Genomic DNA, 15,427 nt, shown 5'->3' with positions numbered 1-15,427 from the left:
GGTGCGACGGGCGACGCGGGAGACCCGGCGGCGTCCGTGGGGTGCGGGACGGTGGGCGGCGTCATGCGCCGCCGTCGGCCGCGACGAGCGCGAGCGCGGTCCCGGGGCGGACCTGCTCCCCGGGCTCGACCAGCAGGCGTGCGACGCGCCCGGCGACGGGCGAGGTGACGCGCAGCTCGAGCTTCATCGCCTCGAGGACGAGGAGCTCGTCGCCCGCGGCCACCTGCTGGTCGTGGCCCACCTCGAGGCGCCACACGCTCCCGACCATCGGGGCGTGGACGACGTGGTGGCCGTCGGGCACGTCGAGTCCTCCGTCGGCCTCGGCGACCGTGTCGGTCTGTGCCGAGACATGGTCGGTCTGTGCCGCGACGGGGTCGAGCTCTCCGGCGAGCTCCCAGGCCGTGCGCTCGGCCGCGAACGAGACCCCCTGCCGCTCCCGGAAGCGCGCGATGTCGTCGGCGTTCTCGTCGAGGAAGGCCAGGTGCTCGCGCAGGGAGAACTCGCCCTCCTCGACGTGGACGTCGAGCCGGCCCGCGGCGAACGCGGCGCGGCGCTCGGTGAGCTCGGCCGGGCTCACGGGCTCCCACACGATCCGGTCGAAGAACCGCAGGAGCCACGGCACACCGGGCTCGAAGACGCCGCGCTGGCGGTGCCCGCTCCAGATCGGCACCGTCCGTCCGACGAGCTGGTACCCGCCGGGGCTCTCCATGCCGTAGACGCACAGGTACGTGCCGCCCAGGCCCACGGCGTCCGACGGCGTCCAGGTGCGCGCCGGGTTGTACTTCGTCGTCATGAGGCGGTGACGCGGGTCGAGCGGCACGGCGAGGGGCGCGCCGAGGTAGACGTCGCCCAGCCCGAGCACGAGGTACTCCGCGTCGAACACCGTGCGCCGTACGTCGTCGACCGACTCGAGACCGTTGATCCGCCGGATGAACTCGATGTTCGACGGCAACCACGGGGCGCTCGTGCGCACGCCCGCCGAGTAGCGGTCGATCGCGTCGCGGATCGACGGGTCGTCCCAGCTCATGGGCAGGTGGATCCGCCGGCTGGGCACGACGAGGTCGTCGGACCCGGGCAGGTCGTCCTCGAGCTCGGCGAGCAGCCCGACGAGGTGGTCGAGGGGCAGGACGTCCGGGTCGGTGTGCAGGTGCAGGCTCCGCACCCCGGGGGTGATGTCGACGAGGCCGCGGGGTGCGGCGGCGCGCAGGGCCTCGGCGAGCGCGTGCACGCGCAGCCGCACCCCGAGGTCGAGCACCGGGTCGCCGTACTCGACGAGCAGGTTGTCGTCGCCGCCCCGCAGATAGGTGACGGCCGGGCGCGTCGGGGCCGCGGTGCCCGGTGCGCCCCCCTGCGGCGCACCGGAGCTCCCGAGGACCCCGTCGTCGGTCGGCGCGGTGCGGGGACCGGTGACCTGTGCCCGGGCACGGACGGTGTCGTCGGTCCGGAGCCGGCGGGCGCCGTCGTCGTCGACCGGGACGAACCGCACGGTGTCGCCCGGCCGGATCTGCCCCAGCTTCCACCGCGACCCGGCGACGACCGTCAGCGGGCACGCGAACCCTCCGAGGCTGGGCCCGTCGGGCCCGAGCAGGATGGGTGTGTCCCCGCTGACGTTCAGCGCGCCGACCGAGTACGGGTTGTCGTGCAGGTTCGACGGGTGCAGCCCGGCGTCGCCGCCGTCCGGCCGCGCCCACGTGGGCGCTGGTCCCGTCAGGCGGATCCCGGTCCGGTTGGCGTGCGACTGGACGCCCCAGGTCGTCGCGTAGAGCTGGGCCATGTCCTCGCGCGTGAAGTACGACGGCGCCGGCTGCGGACCTTCCTGGACGGCCAGCTCCCAGTCGTGGCCGAGCGCCGGACGTGCGGCGTCCGGCACGGGGGCCGGCCGTGGGGCGTCGTCGGGGACCGCACCGGGCACGAGGACGTCGCCCAGCGCGAGCGCCCGCCCCGTGTACCCGCCGAACCCACCGAGCGTGAACGTGGACGCCGACCCGAGGTAGGACGGTACGTCGAGCCCGCCGCGCACCAGCACGTAGGTGCGCAGGCCGGTGTCGTGCGGTGCGCCGACGTCGAGCACGGACCCGGCCGCGACCGCGACCGGCTCCCACTGCGGGACCGGCGTGCCGTCGAGGGTCACGGGCGCGGGTGCACCGGTGACGCACACGAGCGTGTCGTGGCTGAACCGCAGCCGCGGCCCGGTGAGCGTGCACTCCAGGCCTGGCGCTCCCTCGGAGTTGCCCAGCGCGCGGTTGCCGGCGCGGAACGACAGGTCGTCCATGGGCCCGGACGGGCTGATGCCGACGTCCCAGTGCCCGAGCCTGCCGGGCCAGTCCTGGACGGTCGTCATGACCCCGGGGGTGAGGACGTCGATCCACGGCTCGTCGTCGTGCACGCCCGCGAGCGTCCCGGTCGTGTGCGTCGCGGCACGCACCGCGGGCGCGTCGACCGCGGCGCGCAGGAGCGGGAGGTTCGTCTGGAGACCGGTGATGCGTGCCCGGCCGAGCGCGGCCCCGAGCGCGTCGAGGGCGGCCTGGCGGTCGGGACCGTGGGCGATGATCTTCGCGAGCAGCGGGTCGTAGTGGCTCGTGACCTCCTGGCCCGCCTCGACCCACGTGTCGACCCGGATGCCACCGCCTGGGCAGTCGGCGTCGTCAGAGCTGTCAGCATCCGGCAGCGTCACGTGCGTGAGGAGTCCGGCGCTCGGGCGGTGGTCGCGACGCGGGTCCTCGGCGTACACCCGCGCCTCGACGGCGTGCCCGCGCACCGGCGGGCCCGACGCCGGGACGTCCGCCAGGAGGTCGGCCTCGCCCTGCGCGAGGCGCAGCATCCAGTGGACGAGGTCGACCGCGGTCACCTCCTCGGTGACGGGGTGCTCGACCTGCAGGCGGGTGTTCATCTCGAGGAACGACAGCTCGTCCCGCTCGACGTCGTAGACGTACTCGACGGTGCCGGCGGACCGGTACGCGACCGACGCCGCCAGGGCGCGCGCGCTGGCGTGCAGCTGGGCGCGGACCGTGTCCGGCAGCCCGGGCGCGGGCGCCTCCTCGACGACCTTCTGGTGCCGGCGCTGCAGGGAGCAGTCGCGGTCGCCGAGGCTGACGACCCGGCCGTCGCCGTCGCCGAACACCTGGACCTCGAGGTGCCGGGCGCGGGCGACGAACCGCTCGAGGAAGAGCCCGCCGGACCCGAAGCTGGAGGTCGCGAGGCGCTCCACGCGCAGGTAGGCGGCGGCGAGCTCGGACGCGTCGGCGCAGGCCTGCATGCCGATCCCGCCACCACCGCCGACGGCCTTGAGCATCACGGGATACCCGATGGCGTCGGCGCGCTCGAGCGCGTCCTCGACACCGTCGAGGACGCCCGTCCCGGCGACGAGCGGGGCGCCGCACGCGCGGGCTGCGTCCCGCGCGCTCGACTTGTCCCCGAAGACGCGGATCTGCTCGGGGGTCGGTCCGACGAACGCGAGCCCCGCGGCCTCGACGGCCTGCGCGAACGCGGCGTTCTCGGAGAGGAACCCGTAACCGGGGTGGATCGCCCCCGCCCCCGTCCGCAGCGCGGCGTCGAGGATCGACTCGGCGTCCAGGTAGCTCTGCGCGGCGGGTGCCGGGCCGAGGAGCACCGCCTCGTCGGCGAGGCGGACGTGCGGGGCGTCGGTGTCGGCCGTCGAGCAGACGGCGACAGTCCGCAGCCCGAGCTCGCGAGCCCCGCGGACGAGGCGACAGGCGATCTCTCCCCTGTTCGCGACCAGCACCGTGTCGAACTGCGGGTTGAACATCTGCGCTCCTCGCGGTGGACAGCTCTCCCACAGAGCGGGAGGGGGTGTATACACCCCGGTATCCAGCGAGGTTAGGGCGGCGGTGTTTCTCGATGTCGCTCATCGTGTAACCGCGCGGTTACGCCGGGCGCCCGACCGGCGCCCGAGCGGCCGTCAGCCCGCGAGCGCCATGCGCGACAGGGCTCGTGCGGCACGCTCCATGACGACGGCGAGCGACTCGCCGACGTGCTGGTGCAGCGCCGTGCGGGCCTCGGGGAGACGGCCGGCGATCGCGAGCTCGAGGATCTCGATGTGCTCGGCGATGGTGATGCCGATCCGCTCGTGCTCGACGAAGTCGTACATCCGCACGGCGCGCACCTTCTCGTTGACCGCGACGAGCGCCTCGGTGAGACGGGTGTTCCCGGCCGCACGGGACAGGGCGGTGTGGAAGCGCTCGTCGAGGACGACGAAGCTCGGGTCGGGCTCCGGCGGTTCCGCCCGGAGCTCGTGCCAGCGGGCCAGCTCCGCCGAGAGCGCGTCCGTGTCGTAGCCCAGCTCGGGGTTCTCGATGATGCGGTCGACGCCGCGCAGCTCGAGCGTGACCCGCAGCTCGTAGAGGTCGCGGAGCTCGGCGAGGCTCGGCACGACGACGGCGTACCCGAAGTCGGTCCGTTCGATGAGCCCGTCCGAGAGCAGGCGGGACAGCGCCTCGCGCACCGGCGTCCGGGAGACCTCGAACCACTTGCTGAGCTTCGGTTCCGTGAGCCGCTCGCGCGGGTCGACCTGCCCGTTGAGGATCTCGGTCCGCAGACGGGTGTAGACCGCGTCCCGCAGCGAGGGTGGGGCGCCGGCCGTCGGTGCGCTCACGATGTCCATCGTCGTTCTCCTGCTCGTCCGTCCGCCACGTCCTGGGCCCCTCCGCCATCTTCGCGCATCGTGCGCCGAACCTGAGCGCTCACACCGCCATCGCCGCGCGGACGGCCTCCTCGGCCTCCTCACCCCCGGCGCCGCTGGTCGCGGACCGGCCCGACTCGAGGACCGTGTACCGCTCGGCGGCACCCAGCGCGAAGCCGACGTGCTGCTCGACGAGGAGCACCGACAGGTCGCCGGTGTCCGTCAGCTCGAGGATGGCGTCCTCGATCTCCGTGACGACCGACGGCTGGATGCCCTCGGTCGGCTCGTCGAGAAGGAGCACCCGGGGACCGGTGATGAGCGCGCGGGCGATCGCCAGCTGCTGGCGCTGCCCGCCCGAGAGCAGGCCGGCGCGCCGTCCGAGGAACCCCGCGAGGGCGGGGAACAGGTCCATGGCGTCGGCCATGCGCTGCGCGCCGTCCTTGCGGGTGTCGGCGACGAGCTGGAGGTTCTCGCGCGCCGTGAGCTCGCCGAAGGACTGCTGCCCCTGCGGCACGTACGCCAGCCCGCGCCGCACCCGCTCGAACGTCGGGAGCCGGGTGATGTCCTCGCCGTCGAGCAGGATGCGGCCGCTGCGCGGCTTGAGCAGCCCGACGGCGGCGCGCAGCAGGGTCGTCTTCCCGGCCCCGTTGTGGCCGAGGACGGCGGTCACGCCGCCGGTGGGCACGTGCACGTCGACACCGTGGAGCACCATGGTGCGCCCGTACCCCACGTGGACGTCGAGGATCTCGAGCATCACTTCTCCTTCCGGCTCGTACCGCGACGGGCGCCTCGCGTGGCGCCCGCCGATCCGAGGTAGACCTCCTGGACGCGCGGGTCCGCCTGGACCTCGGCGTAGGTGCCCTCCGAGAGGACGGCACCGAGGTGCAGCACCGTCACGGACGTCGCGAAGCTGCGCAGGAACTCCATGTCGTGCTCGACGACGACGACCGTGCGCTGCGCACCGATCCGCTGCAGCAGCTCACCGGTCTGCTCGCGCTCGGCGTGGCTCATCCCCGCGACGGGCTCGTCCAGCAGCAGCAGGCGGGAGTCCTGCACGAGGAGCATGCCGATCTCGAGCCACTGCTTCTGGCCGTGCGCGAGGATCCCGGCCTGCACGTCGCGCAGGTGCGCGAGCCCGATCGTCTCGAGCGCCTGCTCGACCACCTCCGGGACCCCGCGCCGACGCCGCAGCATGCTCAGCGGCCCCCGCCCCGAGCCCGCGGCGATGTCGAGGTTCTGCAGCACGCTGAGCTCCTCGAAGACGCTCGCCGTCTGGAACGTGCGCCCGACGCCGGCCCGCGCGATCGTGTGGACCTTCTTGCCGAGGAGCTCGGTCCCGCCGAACTTCACCGACCCCGTGCCCTTCGTCAGGCCCGTGATGGCGTCGACGATCGTCGTCTTCCCGGCGCCGTTGGGGCCGATGAGGAACCGCAGGTCTCCCTGGACGACCGTGAGGTCGATCCCCTGGACCGCGACGAACCCGTCGAACTCGACGCGCAGCCCGCGCACCTCCAGGTAGTCGTGGCGGAACCGCGACTCGTCGTCGCCGAGCACGGCGGCCGCCGCGTCGAGGTCGAGGCCGTCGCCCTCGATCCCGGTCTCGGGCACCGGCCCGGTCTCCGGAGCGAGCGTCGGGTCGGGCGGCAGGTCGCCGCTCAGCTCGGGCGCGGGCTTCGGCTCGGGCTTCGGGGCGGTCGGTACGGCGGTCTGTGGCGCGGTGTCCTGCGTGACGTCTGGTCCGGTCCGGTCGGTCATGCTGCACTCCCCGAGGTCGCGGGAACGGAGGGGTGAGGGGCGCCGTCGGGCGGGTCCTGCGTGGTGCGCCGACGGCGCCACTTCCCCACGAGGGAGGCCAGTCCGCCGGGCAGGAACGCCACCACGAGGATGAACAGCGCACCCTGGAAGTAGATCCACCCCGACGGGAAGCTCTCCGAGAGGCTGGTCTGCGCCCAGCTCACGGCGATCGACCCGAGGACGGGTCCGAGCAGGGTCGCCCGCCCACCGATGGCCACGCCGATGAGGAACCCGATCGAGGGGACCACCCCGACGTCGGCCGGCGAGATGATGCCGACGATCGGCACGAACAGCGCACCGCCGATCGCGGCCATCGCGGCCGCCACGGCGTACGCGACGACCTTGACCTTCGCGGGGTCGTACCCGAGGAACCGCACCCGGTTCTCCTGGTCGCGCACGGCCACGAGCAGTTCGCCGAAGCGCGAGTGCATGAGCTGGCGCACGACCGCCACCATGACGAGCAGGGCGCCCGCCGCGATGAAGAAGAGCATGCGCTTGTTGAGCGGGTCGGACAGGTCGTAGCCGAAGAACGACCGGAAGCCGTTGAGCCCGTTCGTCCCGCCGGTGGTCGCCTGCTGGCCGATAAGGAGGATCGCGAACGCCGCGGCGAGCGCCTGGGACAGGATCGCGAAGTACGCGCCCCGCACGCGGCGGGTGAAGACGGCGAGCCCGAGCAGGATCGCGAGCCCTGTCGGCACGGCGACGACGAGCACGATCGTCAGGACAGGCGAGCGCATCGGCTCCCACCACCACGGCACCTCGCCGGAGCCGTAGAGCATCATGAAGTCGGGCACACCGCCGGGTCCGGCGTCGGCCAGCTTGAGGTGCATCGCCATGATGTAGGCGCCCAGGCCGAAGAACACACCCTGCCCGAGGGTCAGCATGCCGCCGCGCCCCCAGGCCAGGCCGATGCCGACGGCGACCATCGCGAGGCACAGGAACTTCGCGAGGAGGCCGAGACGGAACATCGTCATGGTGGCGGGCGCGACGGCGAACAGCAGGATCGCGGCGACCCCGAAGCCCGTGACCGCTCGGGCCCGGCTCGAGCGGTAGAGGCCACCGACGGTGGTCTGGATCGTGGTCATGCGAGGCTCCTCGTCCGGACGCTGACGAGTCCTTGTGGGCGGACCTGCAGGAAGATGACGATCACGACGAACACCAGCACCTTGGCGAGGCTGGCCGTCGTCGAGAACTCGATGGTCGCCTGCAGCAGGCCGAGCGCGAACGCCGCGATGACGGTGCCCTTGATCTGCCCGATCCCGCCGGCGACGACGACGAGGAAGGCGTCGACGATGTAGTTGGTGCCAAGCGTCGGGCCGACGGACCCGAGCAGCGTGAGAGCGACCCCCGCGATGCCCGCCAGTCCGGAACCGATGAAGAAGGTGAGGCGGTCCGTGCGCCGGGTGGAGATCCCGCTCGCCTCGGCGAGGTCGCGGTTCTGCACGACGGCGCGGATCCGGCGGCCGAGCGGCGTCAGCTTGAGCACGAGGGCCAGGGCGACGACGCATACGATCGCGAGCGCCAGGATGAACAGGCGCGTCTTCGGGATGCCCACCCCGAAGACGTCGACCGCGCCGCTCAGCCAGGCCGGTGCCCGCACGTCCACGTTCGGCGCACCGAAGATGTCCCGCGCGAGCTGCTGGAGCACGAGCGCGACACCCCAGGTGACGAGCAGCGTGTCCAGCGGCCTGCGGTACATCCGGTGGATGAGCGTCGCCTCGAGCAGCAGGCCGAGCACACCACCCACGAGGAACCCGAGCGGCAGCGACACGAGCAGGGAGACCCCCGCGCTCGAGAAGATCCCCTGGACGACGAAGGCCGTGTAGGCACCGGCCATCATGAACTCGCCGTGCGCCATGTTGATGACGCCCATCTGACCGAACGTCAGCGCGAGACCGAGAGCGGCGAGGAGCAGGACCGAGCCGAGACTGAGCCCGGCGAACAGCTGGGAGAAGAGCACATCCATGGGGCGTCGCGCCTTCCGGTGAGTGCGTGCGGACGGACAGTTCGTACGTGTGGTGCTCGGTGGGGGTGACGGTCTCTGGAGGAGGGCGGCGGTCGCTCGTCGGCACACCCGGCCCACAGAACCGACCGAGGGTCGAGCGGGGCCGAGCGGGCCCGAGGTGACCTGACGGGAGAGGTGGAGGGCGGGGTGGGGGGGGCCGGCGGGGGGGGGGGGGGGGGGGGGGGGGGGGCCCAGCCCCCCCGGCGCAACCGGGCCCCCCCCCCCCCCCACCCCCCACCCCCCCCCCCCCCCCCCCCCCCCGCCCCCCCCACCCCGCCCATCGCCGAAGACGACCCGAAAGCCCCCGAAGGCGACCCGGAGGCGAACCGGGGGCGACCCGAAGGCCGCCCCCGGGACCGACTACGAGAGGCCCTCGGCCCAGTCGTAGCCCTCGAGGTACGGGTCGGGCTCGATGGGCTCGCCCGAGCTCCACTCGGTGTGGATGAGTCCGTCGGCGCCAATCTTGCCGATGAGCGCCGTCTTGGCGATGTGGTGGTTGTCGCCGTTCACCGTCACCGAGCCCTCGGGGGCGTCGAACGAGACGCCGCCGGCCGCTTCCTGGACGTCCGCGACGTCGAACGACTCGGCCTTCTCGACCATGCCCTTCCACAGGTACAGCGACGTGTACGCGGCCTCCATCGGGTCGGACGTGACGCGGTCCTCGCCGTACTTGGCCTTGAACGCCTCGACGAACGTGGCGTTCTCGGGGCTGTCGATCGTCTGGTAGTAGTTCCAGGCGGTGAGCTGGCCCTCGACGTTCTCGACGCCGATGCCGCCCACCTCCTCCTCCGCGATGGACACGGAGACGACGGGCATCTCGTCCGGGCCGAGGCCGACGTTCTTGTACTCCTTGAAGAACGCGACGTTGGAGTCGCCGTTGAGCGTGTTGAAGACGGCGTCGGCGTCGGCGGAGTTCACCTTGTTGACGATGGTGGAGAAGTCGGTGTGCCCGAGCGGCGCGTACTCCTCGCCGAGCACCTCGATGTCGTTCGCCTCGGCGTAGGCGTTGATGATCTTGTTCGCCGTGCGGGGGAAGACGTAGTCGGAGCCGACGAGGAAGATCGACTCGACGCCCTGCTCCTTGAGGTAGTCGAGCCCGGGGACGATCTGCTGGTTCGTCGTGGCCCCGGTGTAGAAGATGTTGGGCGAGGACTCGAGGCCCTCGTACTGCACGGGGTAGAAGAGCAGGGAGTCCTGGGACTCGAACACGGGGAGCATGGCCTTGCGCGAGGCGGACGTCCAGCCGCCGAAGACGGCCGCGACGCAGTCGCTGGTGATGAGCTTCTCGGCCTTCTCGGCGAAGGTCGTGGGCTCGGAGGCGCCGTCCTCGGAGACGATGACGAGCTCCTTGCCGAGGACTCCGCCGTCGGCGTTGATCTCCTCGGCGGCGAGCTGGAGGGAGTCGTGGACGGTCTGCTCGGAGATCGCCATGGTGCCGGACAACGAGTTGAGGAATCCGATCTTCACGGAGTCGCCGGAGGTGTCGACACAGCTCTCCGCGGCGGCCGAGGAGCCGCCGTCGGTCTCGCCGGAGTCGGTCCGGGCACCGCAGGCGGACAGGACGAGCGCGAGGGTGATGGCGGCTGCGGGGAGGAGGCGGGTCGATGCGCGTGAGGGAGTCACCGAGGGTCCTTTCGGGCAGGGACGGCAGAGGTCGAGCGGGGGGTGCGGGTGCCGGGCGGGGGTGTGCCGCGGAGGCGTATACAACGCTGTGCCCACTGACGTAGACGCTAGGGACGCCGTGTTTCGCCGAGTCTCACCGTGCTGTTAACTGTGCGTGTCCGACGGTCACGATCAGGTCACGACGCGGGGCGCGCGGCGGCTGCCGACGAGCCCACCGAGCGCGAGCACGACGCACAGCGCGACGCCGATCAGCCCGGCGACGCCGACGAAGATCTCGCCGACCTCCCCGTAGTCCGCGAGCGGGAACGTACCGAGGGCGTGGTCCCGGGCGGCGCCCGCGAACCCGACGGACTCGGCGGTCGCCTCCAGCCCGTCCGGGGTGGCGGCGGCGAAGGAGGACAGCACGACGGCGGCGAGCAGCGCCCCCGCACCGAGCGTCGCCGCAGCGCGGGTGGAGTGGGCCCGGGCGCGCGTGTCGAGCACGGCCGTGCCCGGCGCCACCGCGAAGACCAGCGAGACGACCCCGACCGTGATGAGGGCTTCGCCCACACCGATGAGGGTGTGCACCGCGAGCATCTGCGCCACGAGCGTGCCGAGCGGCACCGCGACGGTCCCGCCCACGGCGAACAGTGCCGCGAAGACCAGGGCGGAGACCGGCACGCTCACGAGCGCCCCGGCCCCGGCGGCGAACGGTGCGCCGCGACCACGGGCCAGGCGCAGCGTTCCCCGGGTCACCGCCCAGCCGACGAGGGTGCCGACCACGGCCATGAGCAGGACGTTCGTCCCGAGGGCCGTCAGCCCGCCGTCGGCGAAGACCACCGCCTGCACCAGGAGCACGAGCGTCACCGAGAGCATCCCGAGCCACGGTCCCACCAGCGCTGCGGCGAGCGCGCCGCCCATGAGGTGCCCGCTCGTGCCGGCCGCGACGGGGTAGTTGATCATCTGGACCGCGAAGACGAAGCCCGTCGTCGCGGCGGCCAGGACGACCCGGTCCCGGGTGAGCTCGGGTCGCGCCCGGTGGACGGCGTAGCCGACGGCCGCGAGGGAGGCGACACCGGTCGCCACCGACGTCGGGTCGTTGAGGAAGTGGTCGGGGACGTGCATGTCAGGCTCCTGTCGTCGAGGGTCGAGCGGTCACCAGCGGGGTCGTGGGTCGGGTCGTGGGTCGCGTCGGGGAGGGTGCGGCGGGAGGTGCGGGCACGGCGCGCGTCCCGGCGGCCCAGCGGGCGAAGACACCCTGGGTGCGGGCGTCGTGCGTGCTGGGTCCGAGGTGGCGGGCGAGCGCACCCGGACCGGCGAGGTCGAGCCGCAGCGGACCGGGTGCCTCGTCCGGCGCGGGCCGGGCGCCGAGGAGCAGGACGGTGTCGAGGACGCGACCGGTGCCGAGGATCCCGGGCAGCGACCGCTGGGCGCCGAGGTCGAGGTCCTCGACGAAGAGCTCGTGCGTCGAGGGGGCGCCCGGGCCCGCGGGAGGTCCGGTGTGCTCCACCTGGAGGTCGGCGCGGGTCGTCGTCCGCAACCGGCCACCGCTCTCCCCCGTTCTCCCGAGGACGAGGGTCTCGCGCAGCAGGGCGACCGCGCCGGGCTCGAGGTGAACGTGCGTCCGTCGCTCGACGTCCGCTCCCTCGGCCACGACGAACGGCAGCGCGTCCCACACGAGCCGGCCGCCGGCCTCGACGTGCACGTCGACCGTCCACGACGCCGCCCGGCCGCGCCCGTGGTACGCGACGGTCCCGGAGATCTCGACGAGCTCGAGCACGGTCCCGGCGCCGACGCGGACCTCGAGGCGGACGTCGTCACCCCCGAGGAGCAGAGCGCGCGTGGCGATGAGCGCAACCTGTGCGGACGCCTGGCCGGTGCGCAGCACGCGTGGGCTCAGCGCGGCGGGCTCCAGCGTGCAGCGCACACGTCCGCCCGGCGTGCCGTGCGAGGCGACGCGCGTGACCTCCATCCGCCCCTCCTCCTTCTCGCGTGCCTGTTCGAGCGGTGTCAGCGTCCGACGTGCTCGTGGTTGTGGTCGTGGTCGTGCTGGGCGTCCCCGTCGCCGTGCGTGTGCAGGACCCCGCCGCCCTCCTCGTCGGCGTGGAAGTGCGGCGCCATCGGGCCGGGGTCCTGCGGGACGTGCGAGCCGGCGCGGTGCGCGGCGAGCAGCCCTCGCAACCAGTCGGTGAGCGCGCTGACCGACGGCGGGTCGATCCGCGAGAGCGCGAGCACCGGCTGGCCCTCGCGCGCCGCGGTCGCGTCGGCCACCATCTGCGGCACGTCGACGCCGACGTAGGGGGCGAGGTCCGTCTTGTTGACCACCAGCAGGTCCGCCCGGGCGATGCCCGGACCACCCTTGCGGGCCACGTCGCCACCGCCCGCGACGTCGAGCACGAAGATCTGCGCGTCGACCAGGGCGGGCGAGAACGTCGCCGTGAGGTTGTCACCGCCGGACTCGACGAGCACGACGTCGAGCGGTGCGAAGTCCGCCTCGAGGTCCTCGACCGCGATGAGGTTCGCCGTGACGTCGTCGCGGATCGCGGTGTGCGGGCACGCGCCCGTCTCGACCGCGCGGATGCGCTCGGGGTCGAGCACCCCGGCCGAGCGCAGGAACCGGGCGTCCTCGTCGGTGTAGATGTCGTTCGTGATGACGCCGAGGCGCAGGTCGGCGGACAGCTCGCGGCACAGCAGAGCGATGAGCGAGCTCTTGCCCGTGCCCACGGGGCCCGCGACGCCGAGGCGCAGCGACCGCGTGGAGGCCGGGGGCACGGCGGGTACGGCAGGAACGGCGGGGTGGTCGTGCTGGTGGTCAGGCAGGTGGTCAGGCAGGTGGTCAGGCATTGAACAGCCTCTCGGTGGTGCGTGCATGGTTCTCGGCCCACTGCTCGACGAGCGGTGCGCCGGCGGCGGGGATGCCCCGGGGGTCGGTGAGGTGGGCGACGTCGCACGCGGTCGCGTCGATGCGGGCATGGGCGGCGAGCACCCAGCCGGTCGCGACGACCGGGTCGATCGGCTCGAGCTTGAGGGTGGCGGACGCCACGGTCTGCACGTCCTCGTACCCGACGAGGCGCGCGACCTGGACCGCCGACAGGCCGGCGCACGCGGCCGTCACCCCGAGCACGAGCGGACGGGGCGGAGGCGGTTCCCGCCGGCCCGACGGCGCGGGGTCGCCCGCGCGGCCCGGTGCGCTCTCCCAGCCCGTCGGGACGACGAGGCGGGCCGCCGCGTCGAGCGCCAGGACCGCCGGGTGCCCCGCCCACAGGCGGCGCAGGAGCCGCAGGTAGCCACGGCCGAGCCGCTGCGACGTCTCGCGCAGCGCCGGGGAGGGTGTCCGGGCCGCCCAGGCGAGCCACGTGTCGGCGAGGCGGCGCGCGGCGTCGGGCACGGCGTCGGGCACGGCGTCGGGCAACAGGCTGCCTGGCGGGAGGACGCCGTCGGGCGGGACGACGCCGAGGCCGGACACGACGTGCCGCGCCACGACCGCCGTCGCCGCCTCGACCCGCACCACGCTCGTGAGCCGAGCGCTGATGTACGCGGGGACGTCGGCCGCGTCCATCCCACCACGCAACGCCGGCTCGAGCCCGGCGGACTGCGTGTGCCCACCCGTCGGCAGGCGTGCGTCGGCGAGGAGCGCGAGGACCAGCTCGGCCCGGCCGTCCGAGGTCACCAGCACTCCGGCCTCAGAACAGCGAGTACAGCTGCGCGAGCGGCAGCCGGTCGGCGGGTGCGGGCACGATCAGCTCACCGTCGACCTCGATCGCGAACGACTCGGGATCGATGTCGATGCGGGGCAGGTAGTCGTTGTTCTTCATCTGCGCCTTGCCGACGGCGCGCGTGTCGGCCACCGGCAGGAGCGCGCGGTCGAGCCCGAGCCGGTCCTCGATGCCGTCCGCGAGCGCCGCGGGCGACACGAACGACATCGACACGTCGGCGCCGATCGCGTCGGCGAGCGCCGGGCGCATGAGCACGGGCTGCGGTGACGGGATGGACGCGTTCGGGTCACCGAGCGCACCCCACACGAGGGCGCCGCCCTTCATGACGACGCTCGGGCGGATCCCGAAGAACTTGGGCTCCCACAGGACGAGGTCCGCGACCTTGCCCGCCTCGACCGAGCCGACGTACGCGTCGATGCCGTGCGCGACGGCCGGGTTGATCGTGTACTTCGCGACGTAGCGCCGCGCGCGCAGGTTGTCCGCCGGCAGCCCTCCCCCGAGGTCTCCGCGCCGGGCCTTCATGACGTGCGCGACCTGCCAGGTGCGGGTGACGACCTCGCCGATGCGGCCCATGGCCTGCGCGTCGGACGACGTGATCGACATCGCACCCATGTCGTGCAGGACGTCCTCGGCCGCGATGGTCGTGCCGCGGATCCGGGACTCGGCGAACGCGAGGTCCTCCGGCACGGCCGGGTTGAGGTGGTGGCACACCATGAGCATGTCGAGGTGCTCGGCGACGGTGTTGACGGTGTGCGGCAGGGTGGGGTTGGTCGAGCCCGGGATGACGTTCGGGTGGCTCGCGACCGTGAGGATGTCGGGGGCGTGCCCGCCGCCCGCGCCCTCGGCGTGGAACGCGTGGATCGACCGGCCGCCGATGGCCCGCAGCGTCGACTCGACGAACCCGGCCTCGTTGAGGGAGTCCGAGTGCAGCGCGACCTGCAGGCCCCACTCCTGCGCGCCGCGCAGAGCGGCGTCGATCGCTGCCGGGGTCGAGCCCCAGTCCTCGTGCACCTTGTACCCGCCGGCGCCGGCGAGCGCCTGCTCGCGGAACGCCTCGTCGCTCACGGTGTTGCCCTTGCCGAGCAGGAGCACGTTGACGGGCAGCCGGTCCAGGCTGCGGTGCATGGCCTCGAGGTGCCAGGCGCCCGGCGTGACGGTCGTCGCCTTCGAACCCTCGCTCGGCCCCGTCCCGCCGCCGGCGATCGTCGTGACGCCCGTCGCGAGCGCCTCGAGGATCTGGGAGGGCGAGATGAGGTGCACGTGCGAGTCGATCGCCCCGGCGGTGAGGATCTTGCCCTCGCCGCTGATGACGTCCGTGCTCGGACCGATGTGCAGGTCGGGGTGCACGCCGTCGGCGATGTCGGGGTTGCCGGCCCGCCCGAGCGCGACGATCTGGCCGTCGCGGACGCCGACGTCGGCCCGCACCACACCCCACCAGTCGAGGACGATCGCGTTGGTGATCACCGAGTCGAGCGCACCCTCGGCGCGGGTGGTCGTGCCCTGCGCCATGGACTCGCGGATCGACTTGCCGCCGCCGAAGACGGCCTCCTCGCCGCCGAACGTGCGGTCCTGCTCGATCTCGATCCACAGATCGGTGTCGCCGAGGCGCACCTGGTCACCCGTCGTCGGGCCGTAGAGGGCGACGTAGCGGTCGCGAGGGATCTCCATGGC

12 protein-coding genes are annotated in these 15,427 nt (G+C 73.2%); all 12 read right to left on the bottom strand.

Annotated features, from left to right (window positions below; translation table 11 throughout):
• Positions 1–61 precede the first annotated feature (61 nt).
• The 12 genes from uca to OHL10_RS12430 all read right to left on the bottom strand — a co-directional run bounded on the left by uca (position 62) and on the right by OHL10_RS12430 (position 15,424).
• Positions 62–3,766, bottom strand: a complete 3,705-nt coding sequence (uca, locus tag OHL10_RS12485) for an urea carboxylase (protein ID WP_265522545.1) — start codon at positions 3,764–3,766, stop codon at positions 62–64.
• Between the two features lie 153 nt (positions 3,767–3,919).
• Positions 3,920–4,612 (bottom strand): GntR family transcriptional regulator, encoded by a 693-nt coding sequence (locus OHL10_RS12480; RefSeq protein WP_265522544.1) that lies wholly within the window; start codon positions 4,610–4,612, stop codon positions 3,920–3,922.
• An 88-nt stretch (positions 4,613–4,700) separates the two neighbouring features.
• Entirely contained in the window at positions 4,701–5,393 is a 693-nt protein-coding gene (gene urtE, locus OHL10_RS12475) for an urea ABC transporter ATP-binding subunit UrtE (protein WP_265522543.1), read from the bottom strand.
• Entirely contained in the window at positions 5,393–6,394 is a 1,002-nt protein-coding gene (gene urtD / locus OHL10_RS12470) for an urea ABC transporter ATP-binding protein UrtD (RefSeq protein WP_265522542.1), read from the bottom strand. The genes urtE and urtD overlap by 1 nt, the downstream gene beginning before the upstream one ends.
• Entirely contained in the window at positions 6,391–7,518 is a 1,128-nt protein-coding gene (gene urtC / locus OHL10_RS12465; protein WP_265522541.1) for an urea ABC transporter permease subunit UrtC, read from the bottom strand. The genes urtD and urtC overlap by 4 nt, the downstream gene beginning before the upstream one ends.
• Positions 7,515–8,399, bottom strand: a complete 885-nt coding sequence (urtB, locus tag OHL10_RS12460) for an urea ABC transporter permease subunit UrtB (RefSeq protein WP_265522540.1) — start codon at positions 8,397–8,399, stop codon at positions 7,515–7,517. The genes urtC and urtB overlap by 4 nt, the downstream gene beginning before the upstream one ends.
• 399 nt (positions 8,400–8,798) lie before the next feature.
• Positions 8,799–10,061 (bottom strand): urea ABC transporter substrate-binding protein, encoded by a 1,263-nt coding sequence (gene urtA / locus OHL10_RS12455; protein WP_265522539.1) that lies wholly within the window; start codon positions 10,059–10,061, stop codon positions 8,799–8,801.
• A 171-nt stretch (positions 10,062–10,232) separates the two neighbouring features.
• Positions 10,233–11,165, bottom strand: coding sequence for an energy-coupling factor ABC transporter permease (locus OHL10_RS12450; protein ID WP_265522538.1), 933 nt, complete (start codon positions 11,163–11,165; stop codon positions 10,233–10,235).
• A gap of 1 nt (position 11,166) precedes the next feature.
• Positions 11,167–12,012 (bottom strand): urease accessory protein UreD, encoded by an 846-nt coding sequence (locus tag OHL10_RS12445; RefSeq protein WP_265522537.1) that lies wholly within the window; start codon positions 12,010–12,012, stop codon positions 11,167–11,169.
• A 38-nt stretch (positions 12,013–12,050) separates the two neighbouring features.
• Positions 12,051–12,884, bottom strand: coding sequence for an urease accessory protein UreG (gene ureG, locus OHL10_RS12440; RefSeq protein ID WP_265522536.1), 834 nt, complete (start codon positions 12,882–12,884; stop codon positions 12,051–12,053).
• Positions 12,877–13,710 (bottom strand): urease accessory UreF family protein, encoded by an 834-nt coding sequence (locus OHL10_RS12435; protein WP_265522535.1) that lies wholly within the window; start codon positions 13,708–13,710, stop codon positions 12,877–12,879. The genes ureG and OHL10_RS12435 overlap by 8 nt, the downstream gene beginning before the upstream one ends.
• Before the next feature lie 13 nt (positions 13,711–13,723).
• Positions 13,724–15,424 carry an urease subunit alpha gene (locus tag OHL10_RS12430; RefSeq protein ID WP_265522534.1) on the bottom strand — a complete coding sequence of 567 codons (1,701 nt, stop codon included), beginning with the start codon at positions 15,422–15,424 and terminating at the stop codon, positions 13,724–13,726.
• Positions 15,425–15,427 lie beyond the last annotated feature (3 nt).

The sequence above is a fragment of the Oerskovia flava genome (assembly GCF_026163685.1).
Lineage (GTDB): Bacteria > Actinomycetota > Actinomycetes > Actinomycetales > Cellulomonadaceae > Oerskovia_A > Oerskovia_A flava.
This window is presented reverse-complemented; position numbering and strand designations above follow the sequence as displayed.

What these genes read in the sequence shown, in the direction of transcription:
- uca (WP_265522545.1), bottom strand. Translation starts at nt 3,766, where the DNA reads ATGTTCAACCCGCAGTTCGACACGGTGCTGGTCGCGAACAGGGGAGAG.
- urtE (WP_265522543.1), bottom strand. Translation starts at nt 5,393, where the DNA reads ATGCTCGAGATCCTCGACGTCCACGTGGGGTACGGGCGCACCATGGTG.
- urtD (WP_265522542.1), bottom strand. Translation starts at nt 6,394, where the DNA reads ATGACCGACCGGACCGGACCAGACGTCACGCAGGACACCGCGCCACAG.
- urtC (WP_265522541.1), bottom strand. Translation starts at nt 7,518, where the DNA reads ATGACCACGATCCAGACCACCGTCGGTGGCCTCTACCGCTCGAGCCGG.
- urtB (WP_265522540.1), bottom strand. Translation starts at nt 8,399, where the DNA reads ATGGATGTGCTCTTCTCCCAGCTGTTCGCCGGGCTCAGTCTCGGCTCG.
- OHL10_RS12450 (WP_265522538.1), bottom strand. Translation starts at nt 11,165, where the DNA reads ATGCACGTCCCCGACCACTTCCTCAACGACCCGACGTCGGTGGCGACC.
- OHL10_RS12445 (WP_265522537.1), bottom strand. Translation starts at nt 12,012, where the DNA reads ATGGAGGTCACGCGCGTCGCCTCGCACGGCACGCCGGGCGGACGTGTG.
- ureG (WP_265522536.1), bottom strand. Translation starts at nt 12,884, where the DNA reads ATGCCTGACCACCTGCCTGACCACCTGCCTGACCACCAGCACGACCAC.
- OHL10_RS12430 (WP_265522534.1), bottom strand. Translation starts at nt 15,424, where the DNA reads ATGGAGATCCCTCGCGACCGCTACGTCGCCCTCTACGGCCCGACGACG.